The following is a 13867-nucleotide window of genomic DNA, read 5'->3' as shown; positions in this document are numbered from 1 at the left end:
CAGCGAACCCCCTCCGGCCATGTATCATGCCCGCCTGATAAAATGACCCTCTGCTCTTCCATATAACAAAAACTTGTTTGGAAGCTTGTGTTGACAGCAAGTTTTGTGGTTAGTAGAATTTTGCGTCCTTTTGTCTAGGTGACATAGTTCATCAGACTTTGTTCTTTATAGATGCCATGGTTAGAACAAAATGAGCCAACAATCAAAGCAGTCCTCACAGGCGCAGCAAATTCGTATTCGCCTGAAGGCTTTTGACCATCGCCTGATTGACCAGTCTACGCAGGAAATCGTTGATACTGCAAAAAGAACTGGTGCGCAGGTTCGTGGTCCAATCCCTCTGCCAACACGAAAAGAACGCTTTACCGTACTGATTTCTCCACACGTCAACAAAGACGCTCGTGACCAGTATGAAATCCGTACCCATAAGCGTCTTCTCGACATTATCGAGCCCACCGAAAAAACTGTAGACGCACTGATGAAACTGGATCTGGCAGCCGGTGTCGAAGTGCAGATCAGTCTCGGTTAATGAGGCCATGGGCTCTCCATCAAAGTGTGCACACTTTTGTGTAACAGCTCTGAAGTGAGCGGCCATAGTGGGTAATAGCCCCGTACACGAGAGAGGTTGAAATGACTATTGGATTAGTCGGCAAGAAACGCGGTATGACCCGTGTTTTCACCGAAGACGGTGTTTCCATACCGGTTACCGTAATTGAGGTAGATCCAAACCGCGTTACCCAGGTGAAAACCCTGGAAACCGACGGATATACTGCAATTCAGGTAACTTCCGGAAGCAAGAAAAGCAGCCGTCTGAGCAAGCCGGAAGCTGGCCACTTCGCCAAAGCAGGCGTTGAAGCTGGTTCTGGTCTCTGGGAATTCCGTATCGACGCTGACGCTGAATACCAAGCGGGCGACGTTATCGGTGTAGACCTGTTTGAGCAAGGTCAGAAAGTAGACGTTACCGGTCAGTCCAAGGGTAAGGGCTTCCAGGGTGCTATCAAGCGCTGGAACTTCCGTATGCAGGACGCTACCCACGGTAACTCTCTGTCTCACCGTGCACCTGGCTCTATCGGCCAGTGTCAGACTCCTGGTCGTGTCTTCAAAGGCAAGAAAATGGCTGGACATATGGGCGCTGAAAACGTGACCGTACAGTCCCTGGAACTCGTTCGCGTTGATAGCGAGCGTAACCTGCTGCTGGTCAAAGGCGCAGTACCTGGTGCAACCGGTGCTGACGTTATTGTTCGTCCAGCAGTTAAAGCACGTGCTCACGCCTGAGGGGATTAGACGATGGAACTGAAGGTAAACGGTGCAGATGCCGTTCAGGTCTCAGACGTGACTTTTGGCACTGAATTCAACGAAACCCTGGTTCACCAGGCGGTTGTTGCATTCATGGCCGGTGCGCGTCAAGGCACCAGAGCTCAGAAAAACCGCAGCGACGTAAGTGGCGGTGGTCGTAAGCCCTGGCGTCAGAAAGGTTCCGGTCGTGCACGCGCCGGTACTATCCGCAGCCCACTGTGGCGCGGGGGCGGCAAGACATTTGCTGCCAAACCACAGAATCACGCTCAAAAGCTGAACAAGAAGATGTATCGCGCAGCGCTGCGTTCCATCTTGTCCGAGCTGGTTCGTCAAGAGCGTCTTATTGTGGTTGAACAGTTCGCTGTTGAATCACCAAAGACCAAACTGGTTGTAGCCAAGCTGAATGAACTGAACGCTAACGGCGCGTTGATCGTTGCTGATGAAGTGGATCAGAACATTTATCTGGCCGCTCGCAACATTCCTCATGTGGATGTTCGTGACGTTCAGGGTATTGATCCGGTTAGCCTGGTTGCTCACGAGAAAGTCGTGATGACCGTGTCTGCCATCAAGAAGTTCGAGGAGATGCTGGGATGAACCAGGAACGTATTTTTAAAGTTCTGCTTGGTCCGCACATTTCCGAGAAGACCACTGTCGTTGCTGAAGAGCACAATCAGTACGTCTTCAAGGTAGCCAGGGACGCAACCAAGCTCGAAATCAAAAAAGCTGTTGAGCAGCTGTTTGACGTCAGCGTTAAAGCTGTCAGGACTGCCGTTGTTAAGGGCAAGACCAAGCGTACTCGTTTCGGTATGGGCCAGCGCTCAGACTGGAAAAAGGCGTACGTCAGCCTGGAGCAAGGTCAGGAAATTGACTTCGCGGACGCGGAATAAGGAGCTAGAGAATGGCAGTAATCAAATGCAAGCCGACTTCTCCAGGTCGCCGCTTCGTTGTCAAGGTAGTTAACCCTGACCTCCACAAGGGCCGCCCATACGCGCCTCTGGTGGAAAAGAAAGGCAAAACTGGTGGTCGCAACAATGCTGGTCGTATCACTACCCGTCATCGCGGGGGTGGTCACAAGCAGCACTACCGTATCGTAGACTTTCGTCGCAACAAGGACGGCATTCCAGCTGTTGTTGAGCGTCTGGAATACGATCCAAACCGTACTGCGCACATCGCCCTGTTGAAATACATGGATGGTGAGCGTCGTTACATTATCGCACCTAAAGGTGTGAAAGCCGGTGATGAGCTGTTCTCCGGTGTCGATGCCCCGATCAAAGCTGGTAATACTCTGCCTCTGCGCAATATTCCACAGGGTTCCATCGTACACTGTGTAGAAATGAAGCCTGGTAAAGGCGCTCAGATGATTCGCAGTGCTGGTGCTTCTGCCCAGCTGGTCGCTCGTGACGGTGCTTATGTTACCCTGCGTCTGCGTTCCGGTGAAATGCGTAAAGTATTGGCTGACTGTCGCGCCACTCTGGGCGAAGTCTCTAACAGTGAGCACAACCTGCGCTCTCTGGGTAAAGCGGGTGCTAAGCGCTGGCGTGGTGTGCGTCCGACCGTTCGTGGTGTTGCCATGAACCCGGTAGATCACCCACATGGTGGTGGTGAAGGTCGTACTTCCGGTGGTCGTCATCCTGTGACGCCATGGGGTATTCCGACCAAGGGTCGCAAGACTCGTTCCAACAAGCGTACGGACAAAATGATCGTACGTCGTCGCAGCGCGAAGTAAGCCTAGAGAGAGGATACGATAGTGCCACGTTCATTGAAAAAAGGCCCATTTATCGACCTTCACCTGCTGAAGAAAGTCGAAGAAGCGGCTGAAAGCGGCAACAAGCGTCCGATCAAGACCTGGTCTCGCCGCTCCATGATTATCCCAACCATGGTTGGTCTGACTCTGGCTGTGCACAACGGTCGTCAGCACGTTCCTGTCTTCGTTACCGAAGATATGGTTGGCCACAAGCTGGGTGAGTTTGCTGCAACCCGTACTTATCGCGGTCACGCAGCAGACAAGAAGGCCAAGAAGCGCTAAGAGGGTATAGAAATGAAAGAAGTTGCTGCTATGCATAAAGGCGCTCGCATTTCTGCCCAGAAAGCGCGTCTGGTCGCTGACCAGATCCGCGGCAAGGCAGTTGGCGAAGCCCTGGATCTCCTGAGCTACAGCCCGAAAAAAGCTGCAGTTCTGGTTAAGAAAGTGCTTGAGTCTGCTATTGCAAACGCTGAGCACAATGACGGCATGGACATCGATGAGCTGAAAGTCTCTACTGTCTTCGTTGACGAAGGCATGACGATGAAGCGCATTCGCCCACGTGCCAAGGGTCGTGCTGATCGCATTCTGAAGCGGTCTTGCCATATTACGGTTAAGGTTGCAGAGGTCTAAGGAGCGGTCAGATGGGTCAGAAAGTACATCCTAATGGAATTCGCCTGGGCATCGTTAAGCCCCACCGTTCAGTCTGGTTTGCAGATGGCAGCGATTACGCTGACAAACTGAATGCTGACCTGGCGGTGCGCAGTTTCATTGAAGAGAAGCTGAAAAACGCTTCTGTAAGCCATGTTGAAATCCAGCGTCCAGCGCAAAGCGCCCGCGTGACCATTCACACTGCCCGTCCGGGTATCGTGATTGGCAAGAAGGGTGAAGACGTTGAGAAGCTGCGTCAGGCGGTGTCCAAAATGATGGGCGTGCCTGTGCACATCAACATTGAAGAAATCCGCAAGCCTGAACTGAACGCCATGCTGGTGGCTCAGAGCATCGCTGGCCAGCTGGAGCGTCGTGTGATGTTCCGTCGTGCCATGAAGCGCTCTGTCCAGAACGCCATGCGTCTGGGTGCCAAGGGTATCAAGGTTCAACTGAGTGGCCGTCTTGGCGGTGCTGAAATTGCGCGTACTGAATGGTACCGCGAAGGTCGTGTGCCACTGCACACCCTGCGTGCTGACATCGATTATGCACATTATGAAGCACTGACCACTTACGGTATTCTGGGTGTCAAGGTCTGGATCTTTAAGGGTGAGGTTATCGGTGGCATGGCGCCTGCTGTTGAGCCTTCCAAAGATAAAGAACAGCCAGCTCGTCGCCCTAAGAAGCGTCAGGCTAAGAGTTAAGGAGCGCGGAAATGTTACAGCCCAAGCGTACGAAATTTCGTAAGCAGCAAAAAGGCCGCAATCGTGGTCTGGCACTCCGCGGCTCCAAGGTTAGCTTCGGCGAATACGCATTGAAAGCAATCGGTCGTGGACGTATAACAGCTCGCCAGATTGAGGCGGCTCGTCGTGCCATGACCCGTCACATTAAACGTGGCGGTAAAATCTGGATCCGCGTCTTCCCTGACAAGCCGATCACCGGTAAGCCTCTTGAGGTGCGTCAGGGTAAAGGTAAGGGTAACGTGGAATACTGGGTGTGCCAGATTCAACCAGGCCGCGTTCTCTATGAGATGGAAGGTGTGTCCGAAGAGCTGGCTCGTGAAGCCTTTGCTCTTGCAGCAGCCAAGCTGCCGCTGGAAACTGCCTTCGTTAAGCGGAGCGTAATGTGATGAAAGCTGCTGAACTGCGTGAAAAGTCTGTAGAGGAGCTCAATACTGAGCTGCTCTCTCTGCTGCGGGATCAGTTTAACTTCCGTATGCAGAAAGCTACTGGCCAGCTGGGTCAGAGCCATCTGCTGAAGCAGGTTAAGCGCGACATCGCTCGTGTGAAAACCATCCTGAACCAAAAGGCAGGAGCATAAGATGGCTGAAGAACTGGTTGGTCAAAAAAAGATCCGTACACTGTCCGGCAAGGTCGTGAGCGACAAGATGGATAAAACCATCACTGTTCTCATCGAGCGCCGGGTAAAACATCCGCTTCTGGGTAAAATCGTGAAGCGGTCCACCAAGTTGCACGCTCATGATGAAAACAACGACTGCCGTATGGGCGACGTTGTTACCATCAAAGAGACGCGTCCTCTGTCAAAGAGCAAGACGTTTACGCTTGTATCCATTGACGAGCGTGCTACTCAGATCTAAGGCTACGGTGCTTTGGGCTTGAGTGACTAATGGCCGTTCCGACAGGCTCTTAAAAGTTCTGTCGGAATGGTTGTTTTTGTGAAAGCCGGCGAGTACCCGTCTGCAGTTTGGGCTTGGAGAATAAGCAATGATCCAGACAGAAAGTCAACTCGAAGTCGCTGATAACAGCGGCGCCCGTCGAGTTCAGTGTATCAAGGTGCTGGGTGGATCCCACCGCCGCTACGCTGGCATTGGCGACATCATCAAAGTATCCGTGAAGGAAGCGATTCCCCGCGGTAAGGTCAAAAAAGGCCAGGTGATGAACGCTGTTGTCGTGCGTACCAAAAAAGGTGTTCGTCGTCCAGACGGTTCCCTGATCAAATTCGATGGCAATGCAGCCGTTCTTCTGAACGCCAACCTGCAGCCGATCGGTACCCGTATCTTTGGACCAGTGACTCGTGAGCTGCGCGGTGAGCAGTTCATGAAGATCATCTCACTGGCCCCAGAAGTACTGTAACGGGAGCAGGTAATGAAAAAGATCCGTCGTGATGACGAAGTCATCGTAATTGCCGGCAAGGACAAAGGTAAGCGCGGTAAAGTGCAAACCGTTCGTGCTGACGGCAAGCTGATTGTTTCTGGCATCAATATGATCAAGAAACATCAGAAGCCTAACCCGATGCTGGGCACTCCTGGTGGAATCGTAGAAAAAGAAGCGGCTATCGAAGCTTCTAACGTTGCGATTCTGAACCCTGAAACCAACAAGGCTGATCGTGTTGGCTTTGCTATCGAAGATGGCAAAAAGCAGCGCGTATTCAAGTCTGACGGCAAGCCTGTTGACGCGTAAGGGGAGAGTGATGGCAAATTTTAAAACCAAATATCGTGAAGAAATTCTGCCCATGCTCAAAGAAGAGCTGGGTGTGAAAAACGTTCATGAAGTGCCACGCATCACCAAAATTACCCTGAACATGGGTGTTGGTGAAGCGATTGGTGACAAGAAAGTCATCGAGCATGCGGTTGCTGACCTGGAAAAAATCGCCGGTCAGAAAGCTGTCGTGACCAAGGCCCGCAAATCCGTTGCTGGCTTTAAAGTCCGTGAAGGCTGGCCAATCGGTGTTAAGGTGACTCTGCGTCGTGAGCGCATGTATGAGTTCCTGGAGCGTCTGGTTGACATCGCTCTGCCACGTGTCCGTGACTTCCGTGGTCTGAGCCCCAAGTCTTTCGACGGCCGTGGTAACTACAGCATGGGTGTTAAAGAGCAGATCATCTTCCCTGAAGTTGATTACGACAAAATCGACACTCTGCGCGGTCTGGACATCACTCTGACCACTACCGCCAAGAATGACGAAGAAGGCCGTGCTCTGCTGAAGGCTTTCAACTTCCCATTCCGTAACTGATACAGGTACGAGTTTTATGGCAAAAGTATCCATGAAGCAGCGGGAACTGAAGCGTCAGCGCACCGTTGCCAAGTATGCTGAAAAGCGTGCACAGCTCAAAGCTGTGATTAACAATCCTAACAGCACTGAAGATGAGCGTTGGGATGCCCTGGTAGCTCTGCAGAAGCAGCCTCGCAATGCCAGCAAGGCGCGTCTGCGTAACCGCTGCCGCATCACTGGCCGTCCACACGGCGTACTGCGCAAATTCGGCCTGAGCCGTATCAAGCTGCGTGAAGCAGCGATGCGTGGTGATGTTCCAGGTCTGGTTAAAGCCAGCTGGTAAGCGCATTTCATCTTCGGGAGATATAGATAATGAGTATGCAGGACCCGTTAGCAGATATGCTAACTCGTATCCGTAATGCCCAGATGGCAGAGCACGCCTCTGTCACCATGCCGTCCTCCAAAATCAAGGTTGCTGTAGCCCGGGTTTTGAAAGACGAAGGTTTCATCGCTGACTACAAAGTCGCTGGCGAAGCCAAGGCTGAACTGGCCATCGAACTGAAGTATTTCGAAGGCAAGCCAGTTATTGAAAGCCTGAAGCGTACCAGCCGTCCTGGCCTGCGTTCTTACGCTGGCAAGGAAGCGCTGCCTAAAGTGAACGGCGGTCTGGGTATCGCTATCGTTTCCACCAACAAAGGTGTTATGACCGATCGTGCTGCCCGTGCAGCCGGTGTTGGTGGCGAAATTCTCTGCACTGTGTTCTAAGGGAGGGGTATTATGTCTCGAGTAGCCAAAAGCCCTGTTGCTGTCCCTGCTGGTGTAGAGATCAAGCGCAATGGCCAGATCCTGGTGATCAAAGGTTCCAAGGGTCAACTGGAACTTGTTGTTCACAACAATGTCGAAGTTGGACAGGAAGAAAACGTTCTGACGTTTGCTCCACGTGATGGTGCCAAGCACTCCCGTGCTCTGGCCGGCACTACCCGTGCCCTGGTTAACAACATGGTAACCGGCGTAACCGCTGGCTTCGAGAAGAAGCTGCAGCTGGTTGGTGTTGGTTATCGTGCAGCGGCCAAAGGTAATAGCCTGACTTTGAACCTGGGCTTCTCCCATCCGGTTGAATACGAACTGCCACAAGGCGTGACTTGTGAAACTCCGACCCAGACTGAAATTCTGGTTCGCGGTATCGACAAGCAGCTGGTTGGACAGGTTGCTGCGGAAATTCGTGAATTCCGTCGTCCTGAGCCTTATAAAGGCAAGGGTGTTCGCTATGCTGACGAACGCGTTCGTCGCAAAGAAGCCAAGAAAAAGTAAGGTAGGGTGAGATCATGATGGACAAGAAATCTTCTCGCCTGCGTCGTGCCCTTCGTGCAAGGGTTAAGATGCGTGAGCTGGGTGCCATTCGTCTGAGCATCCATCGTACGCCTCGCCACATCTATGCGCAGGTTATCGCCGCTGACGGCGACAAAGTGCTGGCATCTGCCTCCACTGTTGAAAAAGAACTGCGTGGCGACGCTACCGGTAACGTAGAAGCGGCCAAGAAAGTTGGTGCCCTGGTTGCTGAGCGTGCCAAGGCAGCGGGTGTGACCAAGGTGGCGTTTGACCGCTCTGGTTTCAAATATCACGGTCGTGTCAAGGCGCTTGCCGATGCAGCCCGTGAAGGCGGACTGGAATTCTAAGGGTAGAACGTCATGGCAAGAGAAAGAGATGAGCGTAAGCCTAACAACGACGAAGGCTTGATTGAGAAGCTGGTACAGGTTAACCGTGTCGCCAAAGTGGTGAAAGGTGGCCGTATCTTTGGCTTCACAGCGCTGACAGTCGTTGGTGATGGCAAGGGTAAGGTTGGTTTTGGTCGCGGTAAAGCCCGTGAAGTGCCAATCGCTATCCAGAAAGCTATGGAAGCTGCCCGTCGCAACATGATTCATGTTGACCTGAACGGTGACACCCTGCAGTACCCGGTTAAAGCCCGTCACGGTGCTTCCAAGGTTTACATGCAGCCAGCATCTGCTGGTACCGGTGTTATCGCCGGTGGTGCAATGCGTGCCGTTCTTGAAGTGGCTGGCGTACACAACGTACTGGCCAAGTGCTACGGTTCTACCAATCCGGTGAACGTGGTTCGTGCTACTTTTAACGGTCTGCGCGACATGCGTTCTCCTGAAGGCGTTGCTGCCAAGCGTGGCAAGTCTGTTGAGGATATCCTGGGGTAAGTCATGGCTGAGAAGATGATCAAAGTGACGCTCGTGAAGAGCACTAACGGTCGCCTCGAAAGCCACAAGGCTTGCGTACGGGGTCTGGGCCTGCGTCGTATCAACCACACTGTTGAAGTGGAAGACACTCCTTCAGTTCGTGGCATGATCAACAAGGTATCCTACCTTGTCCGGGTAGAAGGAGAATAACATGCGTTTGAATACTCTGAGCCCGGCTGAAGGTAGCCGCAAAGAGGGTAAGCGCGTAGGTCGTGGCATTGGCTCCGGCCTGGGCAAGACCTGTGGCCGTGGCCACAAGGGTCAGAAGTCCCGTTCCGGTGGTTCTGTCAAGCCAGGTTTCGAAGGCGGTCAGCAGCCACTGCAGCGTCGTCTGCCAAAGTTTGGCTTTACTTCACGCAAAGCGCGTTTTACTGCTGAGATTCGTCTGCACGAACTGAACAAGGTTGAAGCAGACGTGATCGATCTGGCAGCGCTGAAAGCAGCTGACCTGGTCAGCGGTAGCATCCAGCGCGCCAAAGTGGTACTGTCTGGCGAATTGGCTAAAGCAGTCACCATCAAAGGTCTGGCTGTTACCAAAGGCGCCCGTGCTGCGATTGAAGCTGCCGGTGGTAAGATCGAGGACTAAATGGCTAAGACATTACCTGTTGGGAATCAAAGCGGCTTAAACGAGCTGTGGTCTCGCGTTAAGTTCGTGTTTCTGGCGATCCTGGTTTACAGGATCGGTGCGCACATCCCTGTGCCGGGCATCAACCCTGATGCGCTGGCTCGGATGTTTCAACAAAATGAAGGCACCATTCTGGGTCTGTTCAACATGTTCTCTGGCGGTGCGCTGGAGAGAATGTCGGTACTGGCCCTGGGTATCATGCCTTATATTTCGGCGTCCATTATCGTTCAGTTGATGAGCGTGGTGAGCCCGCAGTTGGAGCAGCTCAAGAAGGAAGGTGAGTCCGGACGTCGCAAGATCAGCCAGTACACCCGCTACCTGACCGTTGCCCTGGCCCTGGTCCAGGGTACTGGCATGACTGTCGGTCTGGCCAATCAGGGTGTTGCCTTCAGCACTGACCTCAGCTTCTATATTGTCGCTGTTGTCACGTTCGTCACCGGTGCCGTCTTTATGATGTGGCTGGGCGAACAGGTGACTGAACGGGGAATCGGCAATGGTATTTCGATTCTCATTTTTGCAGGTATTGTCGCTGGTCTTCCAAGTGCGATTGTGCGGTCTTTCGAGTCCGCACGTCAGGGTGATATCAACATCCTGATGTTGCTCGCCGTTGCCCTTCTGGCAATTGCGATCATCGCATTTGTAGTCTTTATCGAACGGGGTCAGCGCCGGATAACCGTAAACTATGCCAAGCGTCAACAAGGGCGCAAGGTGTTTGCGGCCCAGAGCAGCCATCTGCCATTGAAGGTGAATATGGCCGGCGTTATTCCAGCTATTTTCGCTTCCAGCCTGCTGCTGTTCCCTGCGTCCATCGCGCAGTGGTTCGGCCAGGGTGAAGGCATGGGATGGCTGCAGGACATCGCTCTGGCGCTGGGTCCGGGTCAGCCACTGAACATCATACTGTTCTCGGCAGGCATCATCTTCTTCTGCTTCTTCTACACTGCCCTGGTCTTTAATCCAAAAGACGTGGCAGATAACCTGAAGAAGTCGGGTGCATTCATCCCCGGTATTCGTCCGGGCGAGCAGTCTGCACGTTATATTGATGGTGTCCTGACTCGCCTGACCATGTTCGGTGCTCTCTATATGACAGCAGTGTGTCTGTTGCCTCAGTTCCTGGTCGTGTCGGCTAACGTGCCGTTCTATCTGGGAGGCACCAGCCTGTTGATCGTGGTGGTCGTGGTGATGGACACCATGGCTCAGGTGCAGTCGCATCTCATGTCGCATCAGTATGAGTCGCTGCTGAAGAAATCCAATCTTAAGGGCTATGGCTCTGGCGGTCTGATCCGCTAAGCCACTCTCATTGAGAATAGTTCTGCAACGGTTGTGGAGTTAGTTATGAAAGTACGCGCGTCGGTTAAAAAAATCTGCCGCAACTGCAAGATCATCAAGCGTAAGGGTAATGTACGTGTGATCTGTCAGGAGCCGCGTCACAAACAGCGTCAGGGCTAATAATTGTCGGGAATCTACGGATTCTCGCGATAGCAGGACTCTGGTCTAATGTGACCTCAGGCAAAGCCAACCGCTCATGAAATTGTTCATGAGCGGTTGTGTTTTATCGAAAGGGGGATTACAATTTCCGCCTTTCGACCTGTTGGAAATGCCTTTTGCTGCGTGAGTGTTTTAGCCTTGCTTGATCGCTCCCAGGTGTTTTCTTCAGGATGAAAGCAGCCATTTCTGAAACAAAGGTTCTTTCCGGCGTTTCAATATGGTGACGTGTTTCAGTTTAATTTGGTTTTGCTGAGCAATCAGGAATGATCAACTGAATAGCTGTTACACGGTTAAATGTAATAACGGAGACGATTGAATGGCCCGTATTGCTGGCGTCAACATTCCAGATAACAAACATGCCGTTATCTCGTTGACCTACATTTTTGGTATCGGTAAGACTTCAGCTCAGCAGCTGTGTGCTGCCACTGGTGTTAACCCGTCTGCCAAAGTATCTGAATTGAGCGAAGATCAGCTGGAATCCCTGCGTACTGAAGTTGCAAAACTCAACGTAGAAGGTGACCTGCGTCGCGAAATCAGCATGAACATCAAGCGCCTGATGGACCTGGGTTGCTACCGTGGCCTTCGCCACCGTCGCAGTCTGCCGGTTCGTGGTCAGCGCTCAAAGACCAATGCCCGTACTCGTAAGGGTCCGCGCAAACCGATTCGTAAATAAGATCGTTTCATTTCTCTGAAGAAACGCTTTGCATAGACCTTTTCTTTTAAAGGCTTTTCTTTACAGGGAATAACGAACTTTTAAATACAGGATTTGTTCTGATATGGCAAAGCCAGGTACTCGTACACGTAAGAAAGTTAAAAAGTCGGTTGTGGATGGCATCGCCCATATTCACGCCTCTTTTAACAACACTATCGTGACAATTACCGACCGCCAGGGTAATGCACTCTCCTGGGCAACTGCAGGTGGCTCCGGCTTCCGTGGTTCCCGTAAGAGCACGCCATTTGCTGCACAGGTTGCAGCTGAGCGTGCCGGACGTGCCGCCGCTGAGTTCGGTCTGAAGAATTTGGACGTGAATGTTAAAGGGCCTGGTCCAGGCCGTGAATCCGCTGTACGCGCGCTCAACGCTTGTGGTTTCAAGATCAATAACATCACTGATGTTACCCCGATCCCACACAATGGTTGTCGTCCGCCCAAGAAGCGTCGTGTATAAGCAGGAGACCGGTAAATGGCTAGATATATAGGTCCTAAGTGCAAACTGTCTCGTCGTGAAGGCACTGATCTCTTCCTGAAGAGTGGTGTTCGTGCGCTCGAGTCAAAGTGCAAGGCAGAAAATGCTCCTGGCCAGCATGGCCAGCGTCGTGGTCGTCTTTCCGACTACGGTGTTCAGCTTCGTGAGAAGCAGAAAGTTCGTCGTATCTACGGTGTACTGGAAAAGCAGTTCCGTAACTACTACAAGGAAGCTGACCGTCTGAAGGGTGCAACCGGTTCAAACCTGTTGCAACTTCTGGAGTCTCGCCTTGATAATGTGGTTTACCGCATGGGATTCGGTTCTACCCGTGCAGAAGCACGCCAGCTGGTCAGCCACAAAGCTGTCATGGTTAATGGCAAGACTGTAAACATCCCGTCTTATCAGGTTAAGCCTGGTGACGTTGTTGCTATCCGTGAAAAGGCAAAGAACCAGCTGCGCATCAATGCAGCGCTTGAACTTGCTGCCCAGCGTGGTTTCTCCATCTGGGTAGAAGTGGACGCCAGCAAAAAAGAAGGTGTCTTCAAGACGCTGCCCGAGCGGAGTGATCTGGCGGCCGACATCAACGAGAGCTTGATCGTCGAGCTGTACTCCAAGTAAGGGATAGACAGTTAGGTGGGGTGTAACATCCATGCAGAATTCGGTTACTGAATTTCTAACTCCTCGACACATTGATGTCGAGGAAATCAGTCTGACACAGGCAAAGGTCACCCTGGAGCCGCTGGAACGTGGTTTTGGGCATACCTTAGGCAATGCCCTGCGTCGCATTCTTCTTTCCTCTATGCCCGGTTGTGCCGTGACTGAGGTAGAGATTGATGGCGTGCAGCATGAATACAGTGCTATTGAAGGTGTTCAGGAAGACGTTATTGAAATCCTGCTCAACCTCAAAGGCCTGGCTATTCGCATGACTGGCCGTGACAGCGTTACTCTGACTCTGAGCAAAAAAGGCGAGGGTGTCGTCACTGCTGCTGACATCCAGCTGGACCACGATGTTGAAATCGTGAATCCTGATCATGTTATTGCCCACATGAATAACAAGGGCAATCTCAACATGAAGCTGAAGGTTGCTCGTGGTCGTGGGTATGAATCAGCCGACAGCCGTCGTCAGGATGAAGAGGAAACTCGCGCTATCGGCCGTCTGCAGCTGGATGCCACCTATAGCCCTGTATACCGTGTTTCCTATGTCGTAGAAAGTGCTCGTGTAGAACAGCGTACTGACCTCGACAAGCTGGTTATCGATCTGGAAACCAATGGTACTCTGGATCCTGATGAAGCCATCCGTCGTGCTGCTACTATTCTGCAGCAGCAGCTGGCGGTATTCGTGGATCTGGAAGGTGAGTCCGAGCCAGAGCCTGTGAAGGAAGAAGACGAGGTTGATCCGATTCTTCTTCGTCCGGTTGATGATCTCGAACTGACCGTACGTAGTGCTAACTGCCTGAAGGCAGAGAACATCTACTACATTGGTGACCTGATCCAGCGCACTGAAGTTGAGTTGCTCAAGACCCCGAACCTGGGTAAGAAGTCCCTGACTGAAATCAAGGACGTTCTGGCCTCCCGTGGTCTGAGCTTGGGTATGCGTCTTGATAACTGGCCACCTGCCAGTTTGAAGAGCGACGATAAGGTTTCTGCTTAATTGCAGCCAGGAGCCGCCACTGTTGCAGAAACAGAAGCGGTTCCTGGT

The 13867-nt window shown here is 52.3% G+C and carries 27 protein-coding genes; all 27 read left to right on the top strand.

Features of this window, described 5'->3' with window-relative positions:
- The first annotated feature begins 190 nt into the window (after positions 1 to 190).
- Positions 191 to 526 (top strand): 30S ribosomal protein S10, encoded by a 336-nt coding sequence (rpsJ, locus tag ACO6UX_RS11005; protein ID WP_066014867.1) that lies wholly within the window; start codon positions 191 to 193, stop codon positions 524 to 526.
- 101 nt (positions 527 to 627) lie between these two features.
- Positions 628 to 1272, top strand: coding sequence for a 50S ribosomal protein L3 (gene rplC / locus ACO6UX_RS11000; RefSeq protein ID WP_422447495.1), 645 nt, complete (start codon positions 628 to 630; stop codon positions 1270 to 1272).
- Positions 1273 to 1284: 12 nt separating this feature from the next.
- Complete coding sequence (rplD, locus tag ACO6UX_RS10995; protein WP_269672620.1) at positions 1285 to 1887, top strand: 50S ribosomal protein L4; 603 nt, start codon at positions 1285 to 1287, stop codon at positions 1885 to 1887.
- A complete protein-coding gene (gene rplW, locus ACO6UX_RS10990) occupies positions 1884 to 2180 on the top strand; it encodes a 50S ribosomal protein L23 (RefSeq protein ID WP_422447493.1) in 297 nt (98 codons plus the stop codon). The genes rplD and rplW overlap by 4 nt, the downstream gene beginning before the upstream one ends.
- An 11-nt stretch (positions 2181 to 2191) precedes the next feature.
- On the top strand, positions 2192 to 3019 hold the full coding sequence (gene rplB, locus ACO6UX_RS10985) for a 50S ribosomal protein L2 (protein ID WP_209276240.1): 828 nt from the start codon (positions 2192 to 2194) through the stop codon (positions 3017 to 3019).
- 21 nt (positions 3020 to 3040) lie between these two features.
- Entirely contained in the window at positions 3041 to 3319 is a 279-nt protein-coding gene (rpsS, locus tag ACO6UX_RS10980) for a 30S ribosomal protein S19 (protein ID WP_066014871.1), read from the top strand.
- A gap of 12 nt (positions 3320 to 3331) precedes the next feature.
- Positions 3332 to 3667 (top strand): 50S ribosomal protein L22, encoded by a 336-nt coding sequence (gene rplV / locus ACO6UX_RS10975; protein ID WP_066014872.1) that lies wholly within the window; start codon positions 3332 to 3334, stop codon positions 3665 to 3667.
- Between the two features lie 11 nt (positions 3668 to 3678).
- Positions 3679 to 4386: a 30S ribosomal protein S3 gene (rpsC, locus tag ACO6UX_RS10970; RefSeq protein ID WP_422447490.1), complete on the top strand. Its 708-nt coding sequence runs from the start codon at positions 3679 to 3681 to the stop codon at positions 4384 to 4386.
- An 11-nt stretch (positions 4387 to 4397) separates the two neighbouring features.
- Positions 4398 to 4811, top strand: coding sequence for a 50S ribosomal protein L16 (rplP, locus tag ACO6UX_RS10965; protein WP_020582409.1), 414 nt, complete (start codon positions 4398 to 4400; stop codon positions 4809 to 4811).
- Entirely contained in the window at positions 4811 to 5002 is a 192-nt protein-coding gene (gene rpmC / locus ACO6UX_RS10960; RefSeq protein ID WP_020582408.1) for a 50S ribosomal protein L29, read from the top strand. The genes rplP and rpmC overlap by 1 nt, the downstream gene beginning before the upstream one ends.
- A 1-nt stretch (position 5003) precedes the next feature.
- Positions 5004 to 5279: a 30S ribosomal protein S17 gene (rpsQ, locus tag ACO6UX_RS10955; RefSeq protein ID WP_101746637.1), complete on the top strand. Its 276-nt coding sequence runs from the start codon at positions 5004 to 5006 to the stop codon at positions 5277 to 5279.
- Between the two features lie 127 nt (positions 5280 to 5406).
- A complete protein-coding gene (gene rplN / locus ACO6UX_RS10950) occupies positions 5407 to 5775 on the top strand; it encodes a 50S ribosomal protein L14 (protein WP_066014875.1) in 369 nt (122 codons plus the stop codon).
- Between the two features lie 12 nt (positions 5776 to 5787).
- On the top strand, positions 5788 to 6102 hold the full coding sequence (gene rplX, locus ACO6UX_RS10945; RefSeq protein WP_422447487.1) for a 50S ribosomal protein L24: 315 nt from the start codon (positions 5788 to 5790) through the stop codon (positions 6100 to 6102).
- 10 nt (positions 6103 to 6112) lie between these two features.
- Positions 6113 to 6652 carry a 50S ribosomal protein L5 gene (gene rplE, locus ACO6UX_RS10940; protein WP_101746635.1) on the top strand — a complete coding sequence of 180 codons (540 nt, stop codon included), beginning with the start codon at positions 6113 to 6115 and terminating at the stop codon, positions 6650 to 6652.
- 16 nt (positions 6653 to 6668) lie between these two features.
- Positions 6669 to 6974 (top strand): 30S ribosomal protein S14, encoded by a 306-nt coding sequence (gene rpsN, locus ACO6UX_RS10935; RefSeq protein ID WP_101746634.1) that lies wholly within the window; start codon positions 6669 to 6671, stop codon positions 6972 to 6974.
- Between the two features lie 29 nt (positions 6975 to 7003).
- Positions 7004 to 7396 carry a 30S ribosomal protein S8 gene (gene rpsH / locus ACO6UX_RS10930; RefSeq protein ID WP_101746633.1) on the top strand — a complete coding sequence of 131 codons (393 nt, stop codon included), beginning with the start codon at positions 7004 to 7006 and terminating at the stop codon, positions 7394 to 7396.
- A gap of 12 nt (positions 7397 to 7408) precedes the next feature.
- The gene (gene rplF, locus ACO6UX_RS10925) at positions 7409 to 7942 is read left to right on the top strand and encodes a 50S ribosomal protein L6 (RefSeq protein ID WP_269672624.1); all 534 of its coding nucleotides are present in this window, start codon (positions 7409 to 7411) and stop codon (positions 7940 to 7942) included.
- A gap of 14 nt (positions 7943 to 7956) precedes the next feature.
- Positions 7957 to 8307, top strand: a complete 351-nt coding sequence (rplR, locus tag ACO6UX_RS10920; RefSeq protein WP_101746631.1) for a 50S ribosomal protein L18 — start codon at positions 7957 to 7959, stop codon at positions 8305 to 8307.
- A gap of 12 nt (positions 8308 to 8319) precedes the next feature.
- Positions 8320 to 8835, top strand: a complete 516-nt coding sequence (gene rpsE / locus ACO6UX_RS10915) for a 30S ribosomal protein S5 (RefSeq protein ID WP_101746630.1) — start codon at positions 8320 to 8322, stop codon at positions 8833 to 8835.
- 3 nt (positions 8836 to 8838) lie between these two features.
- Entirely contained in the window at positions 8839 to 9024 is a 186-nt protein-coding gene (rpmD, locus tag ACO6UX_RS10910; RefSeq protein WP_209276238.1) for a 50S ribosomal protein L30, read from the top strand.
- A 1-nt stretch (position 9025) separates the two neighbouring features.
- Positions 9026 to 9460 carry a 50S ribosomal protein L15 gene (rplO, locus tag ACO6UX_RS10905; protein ID WP_101746628.1) on the top strand — a complete coding sequence of 145 codons (435 nt, stop codon included), beginning with the start codon at positions 9026 to 9028 and terminating at the stop codon, positions 9458 to 9460.
- Positions 9461 to 10786, top strand: a complete 1326-nt coding sequence (gene secY, locus ACO6UX_RS10900) for a preprotein translocase subunit SecY (protein WP_101746627.1) — start codon at positions 9461 to 9463, stop codon at positions 10784 to 10786. It begins immediately after the preceding gene.
- A gap of 45 nt (positions 10787 to 10831) precedes the next feature.
- Entirely contained in the window at positions 10832 to 10945 is a 114-nt protein-coding gene (rpmJ, locus tag ACO6UX_RS10895) for a 50S ribosomal protein L36 (protein WP_081622108.1), read from the top strand.
- Positions 10946 to 11300: 355 nt separating this feature from the next.
- A complete protein-coding gene (rpsM, locus tag ACO6UX_RS10890; RefSeq protein WP_101746626.1) occupies positions 11301 to 11657 on the top strand; it encodes a 30S ribosomal protein S13 in 357 nt (118 codons plus the stop codon).
- Positions 11658 to 11760: 103 nt separating this feature from the next.
- On the top strand, positions 11761 to 12150 hold the full coding sequence (rpsK, locus tag ACO6UX_RS10885) for a 30S ribosomal protein S11 (RefSeq protein WP_020582394.1): 390 nt from the start codon (positions 11761 to 11763) through the stop codon (positions 12148 to 12150).
- 15 nt (positions 12151 to 12165) lie between these two features.
- Positions 12166 to 12786, top strand: a complete 621-nt coding sequence (gene rpsD / locus ACO6UX_RS10880; RefSeq protein ID WP_101746625.1) for a 30S ribosomal protein S4 — start codon at positions 12166 to 12168, stop codon at positions 12784 to 12786.
- Between the two features lie 31 nt (positions 12787 to 12817).
- Positions 12818 to 13819, top strand: a complete 1002-nt coding sequence (locus ACO6UX_RS10875) for a DNA-directed RNA polymerase subunit alpha (RefSeq protein WP_422447480.1) — start codon at positions 12818 to 12820, stop codon at positions 13817 to 13819.
- The last annotated feature ends 48 nt before the right edge of the window (positions 13820 to 13867 follow it).

Origin of the sequence: Endozoicomonas sp. ALB091 (genome assembly GCF_049310265.1) — a bacterium.
Classification (GTDB): domain Bacteria; phylum Pseudomonadota; class Gammaproteobacteria; order Pseudomonadales; family Endozoicomonadaceae; genus Endozoicomonas.
This window is presented reverse-complemented; position numbering and strand designations above follow the sequence as displayed.

What these genes read in the sequence shown, in the direction of transcription:
- rpsJ (WP_066014867.1), top strand. Translation starts at nt 191, where the DNA reads ATGAGCCAACAATCAAAGCAGTCCTCACAGGCGCAGCAAATTCGTATT.
- rplC (WP_422447495.1), top strand. Translation starts at nt 628, where the DNA reads ATGACTATTGGATTAGTCGGCAAGAAACGCGGTATGACCCGTGTTTTC.
- rplD (WP_269672620.1), top strand. Translation starts at nt 1,285, where the DNA reads ATGGAACTGAAGGTAAACGGTGCAGATGCCGTTCAGGTCTCAGACGTG.
- rplW (WP_422447493.1), top strand. Translation starts at nt 1,884, where the DNA reads ATGAACCAGGAACGTATTTTTAAAGTTCTGCTTGGTCCGCACATTTCC.
- rplB (WP_209276240.1), top strand. Translation starts at nt 2,192, where the DNA reads ATGGCAGTAATCAAATGCAAGCCGACTTCTCCAGGTCGCCGCTTCGTT.
- rplV (WP_066014872.1), top strand. Translation starts at nt 3,332, where the DNA reads ATGAAAGAAGTTGCTGCTATGCATAAAGGCGCTCGCATTTCTGCCCAG.
- rpsC (WP_422447490.1), top strand. Translation starts at nt 3,679, where the DNA reads ATGGGTCAGAAAGTACATCCTAATGGAATTCGCCTGGGCATCGTTAAG.
- rplP (WP_020582409.1), top strand. Translation starts at nt 4,398, where the DNA reads ATGTTACAGCCCAAGCGTACGAAATTTCGTAAGCAGCAAAAAGGCCGC.
- rpmC (WP_020582408.1), top strand. Translation starts at nt 4,811, where the DNA reads ATGAAAGCTGCTGAACTGCGTGAAAAGTCTGTAGAGGAGCTCAATACT.
- rpsQ (WP_101746637.1), top strand. Translation starts at nt 5,004, where the DNA reads ATGGCTGAAGAACTGGTTGGTCAAAAAAAGATCCGTACACTGTCCGGC.
- rplN (WP_066014875.1), top strand. Translation starts at nt 5,407, where the DNA reads ATGATCCAGACAGAAAGTCAACTCGAAGTCGCTGATAACAGCGGCGCC.
- rplX (WP_422447487.1), top strand. Translation starts at nt 5,788, where the DNA reads ATGAAAAAGATCCGTCGTGATGACGAAGTCATCGTAATTGCCGGCAAG.
- rplE (WP_101746635.1), top strand. Translation starts at nt 6,113, where the DNA reads ATGGCAAATTTTAAAACCAAATATCGTGAAGAAATTCTGCCCATGCTC.
- rpsN (WP_101746634.1), top strand. Translation starts at nt 6,669, where the DNA reads ATGGCAAAAGTATCCATGAAGCAGCGGGAACTGAAGCGTCAGCGCACC.
- rpsH (WP_101746633.1), top strand. Translation starts at nt 7,004, where the DNA reads ATGAGTATGCAGGACCCGTTAGCAGATATGCTAACTCGTATCCGTAAT.
- rplF (WP_269672624.1), top strand. Translation starts at nt 7,409, where the DNA reads ATGTCTCGAGTAGCCAAAAGCCCTGTTGCTGTCCCTGCTGGTGTAGAG.
- rplR (WP_101746631.1), top strand. Translation starts at nt 7,957, where the DNA reads ATGATGGACAAGAAATCTTCTCGCCTGCGTCGTGCCCTTCGTGCAAGG.
- rpsE (WP_101746630.1), top strand. Translation starts at nt 8,320, where the DNA reads ATGGCAAGAGAAAGAGATGAGCGTAAGCCTAACAACGACGAAGGCTTG.
- rpmD (WP_209276238.1), top strand. Translation starts at nt 8,839, where the DNA reads ATGGCTGAGAAGATGATCAAAGTGACGCTCGTGAAGAGCACTAACGGT.
- rplO (WP_101746628.1), top strand. Translation starts at nt 9,026, where the DNA reads ATGCGTTTGAATACTCTGAGCCCGGCTGAAGGTAGCCGCAAAGAGGGT.
- secY (WP_101746627.1), top strand. Translation starts at nt 9,461, where the DNA reads ATGGCTAAGACATTACCTGTTGGGAATCAAAGCGGCTTAAACGAGCTG.
- rpmJ (WP_081622108.1), top strand. Translation starts at nt 10,832, where the DNA reads ATGAAAGTACGCGCGTCGGTTAAAAAAATCTGCCGCAACTGCAAGATC.
- rpsM (WP_101746626.1), top strand. Translation starts at nt 11,301, where the DNA reads ATGGCCCGTATTGCTGGCGTCAACATTCCAGATAACAAACATGCCGTT.
- rpsK (WP_020582394.1), top strand. Translation starts at nt 11,761, where the DNA reads ATGGCAAAGCCAGGTACTCGTACACGTAAGAAAGTTAAAAAGTCGGTT.
- rpsD (WP_101746625.1), top strand. Translation starts at nt 12,166, where the DNA reads ATGGCTAGATATATAGGTCCTAAGTGCAAACTGTCTCGTCGTGAAGGC.
- ACO6UX_RS10875 (WP_422447480.1), top strand. Translation starts at nt 12,818, where the DNA reads ATGCAGAATTCGGTTACTGAATTTCTAACTCCTCGACACATTGATGTC.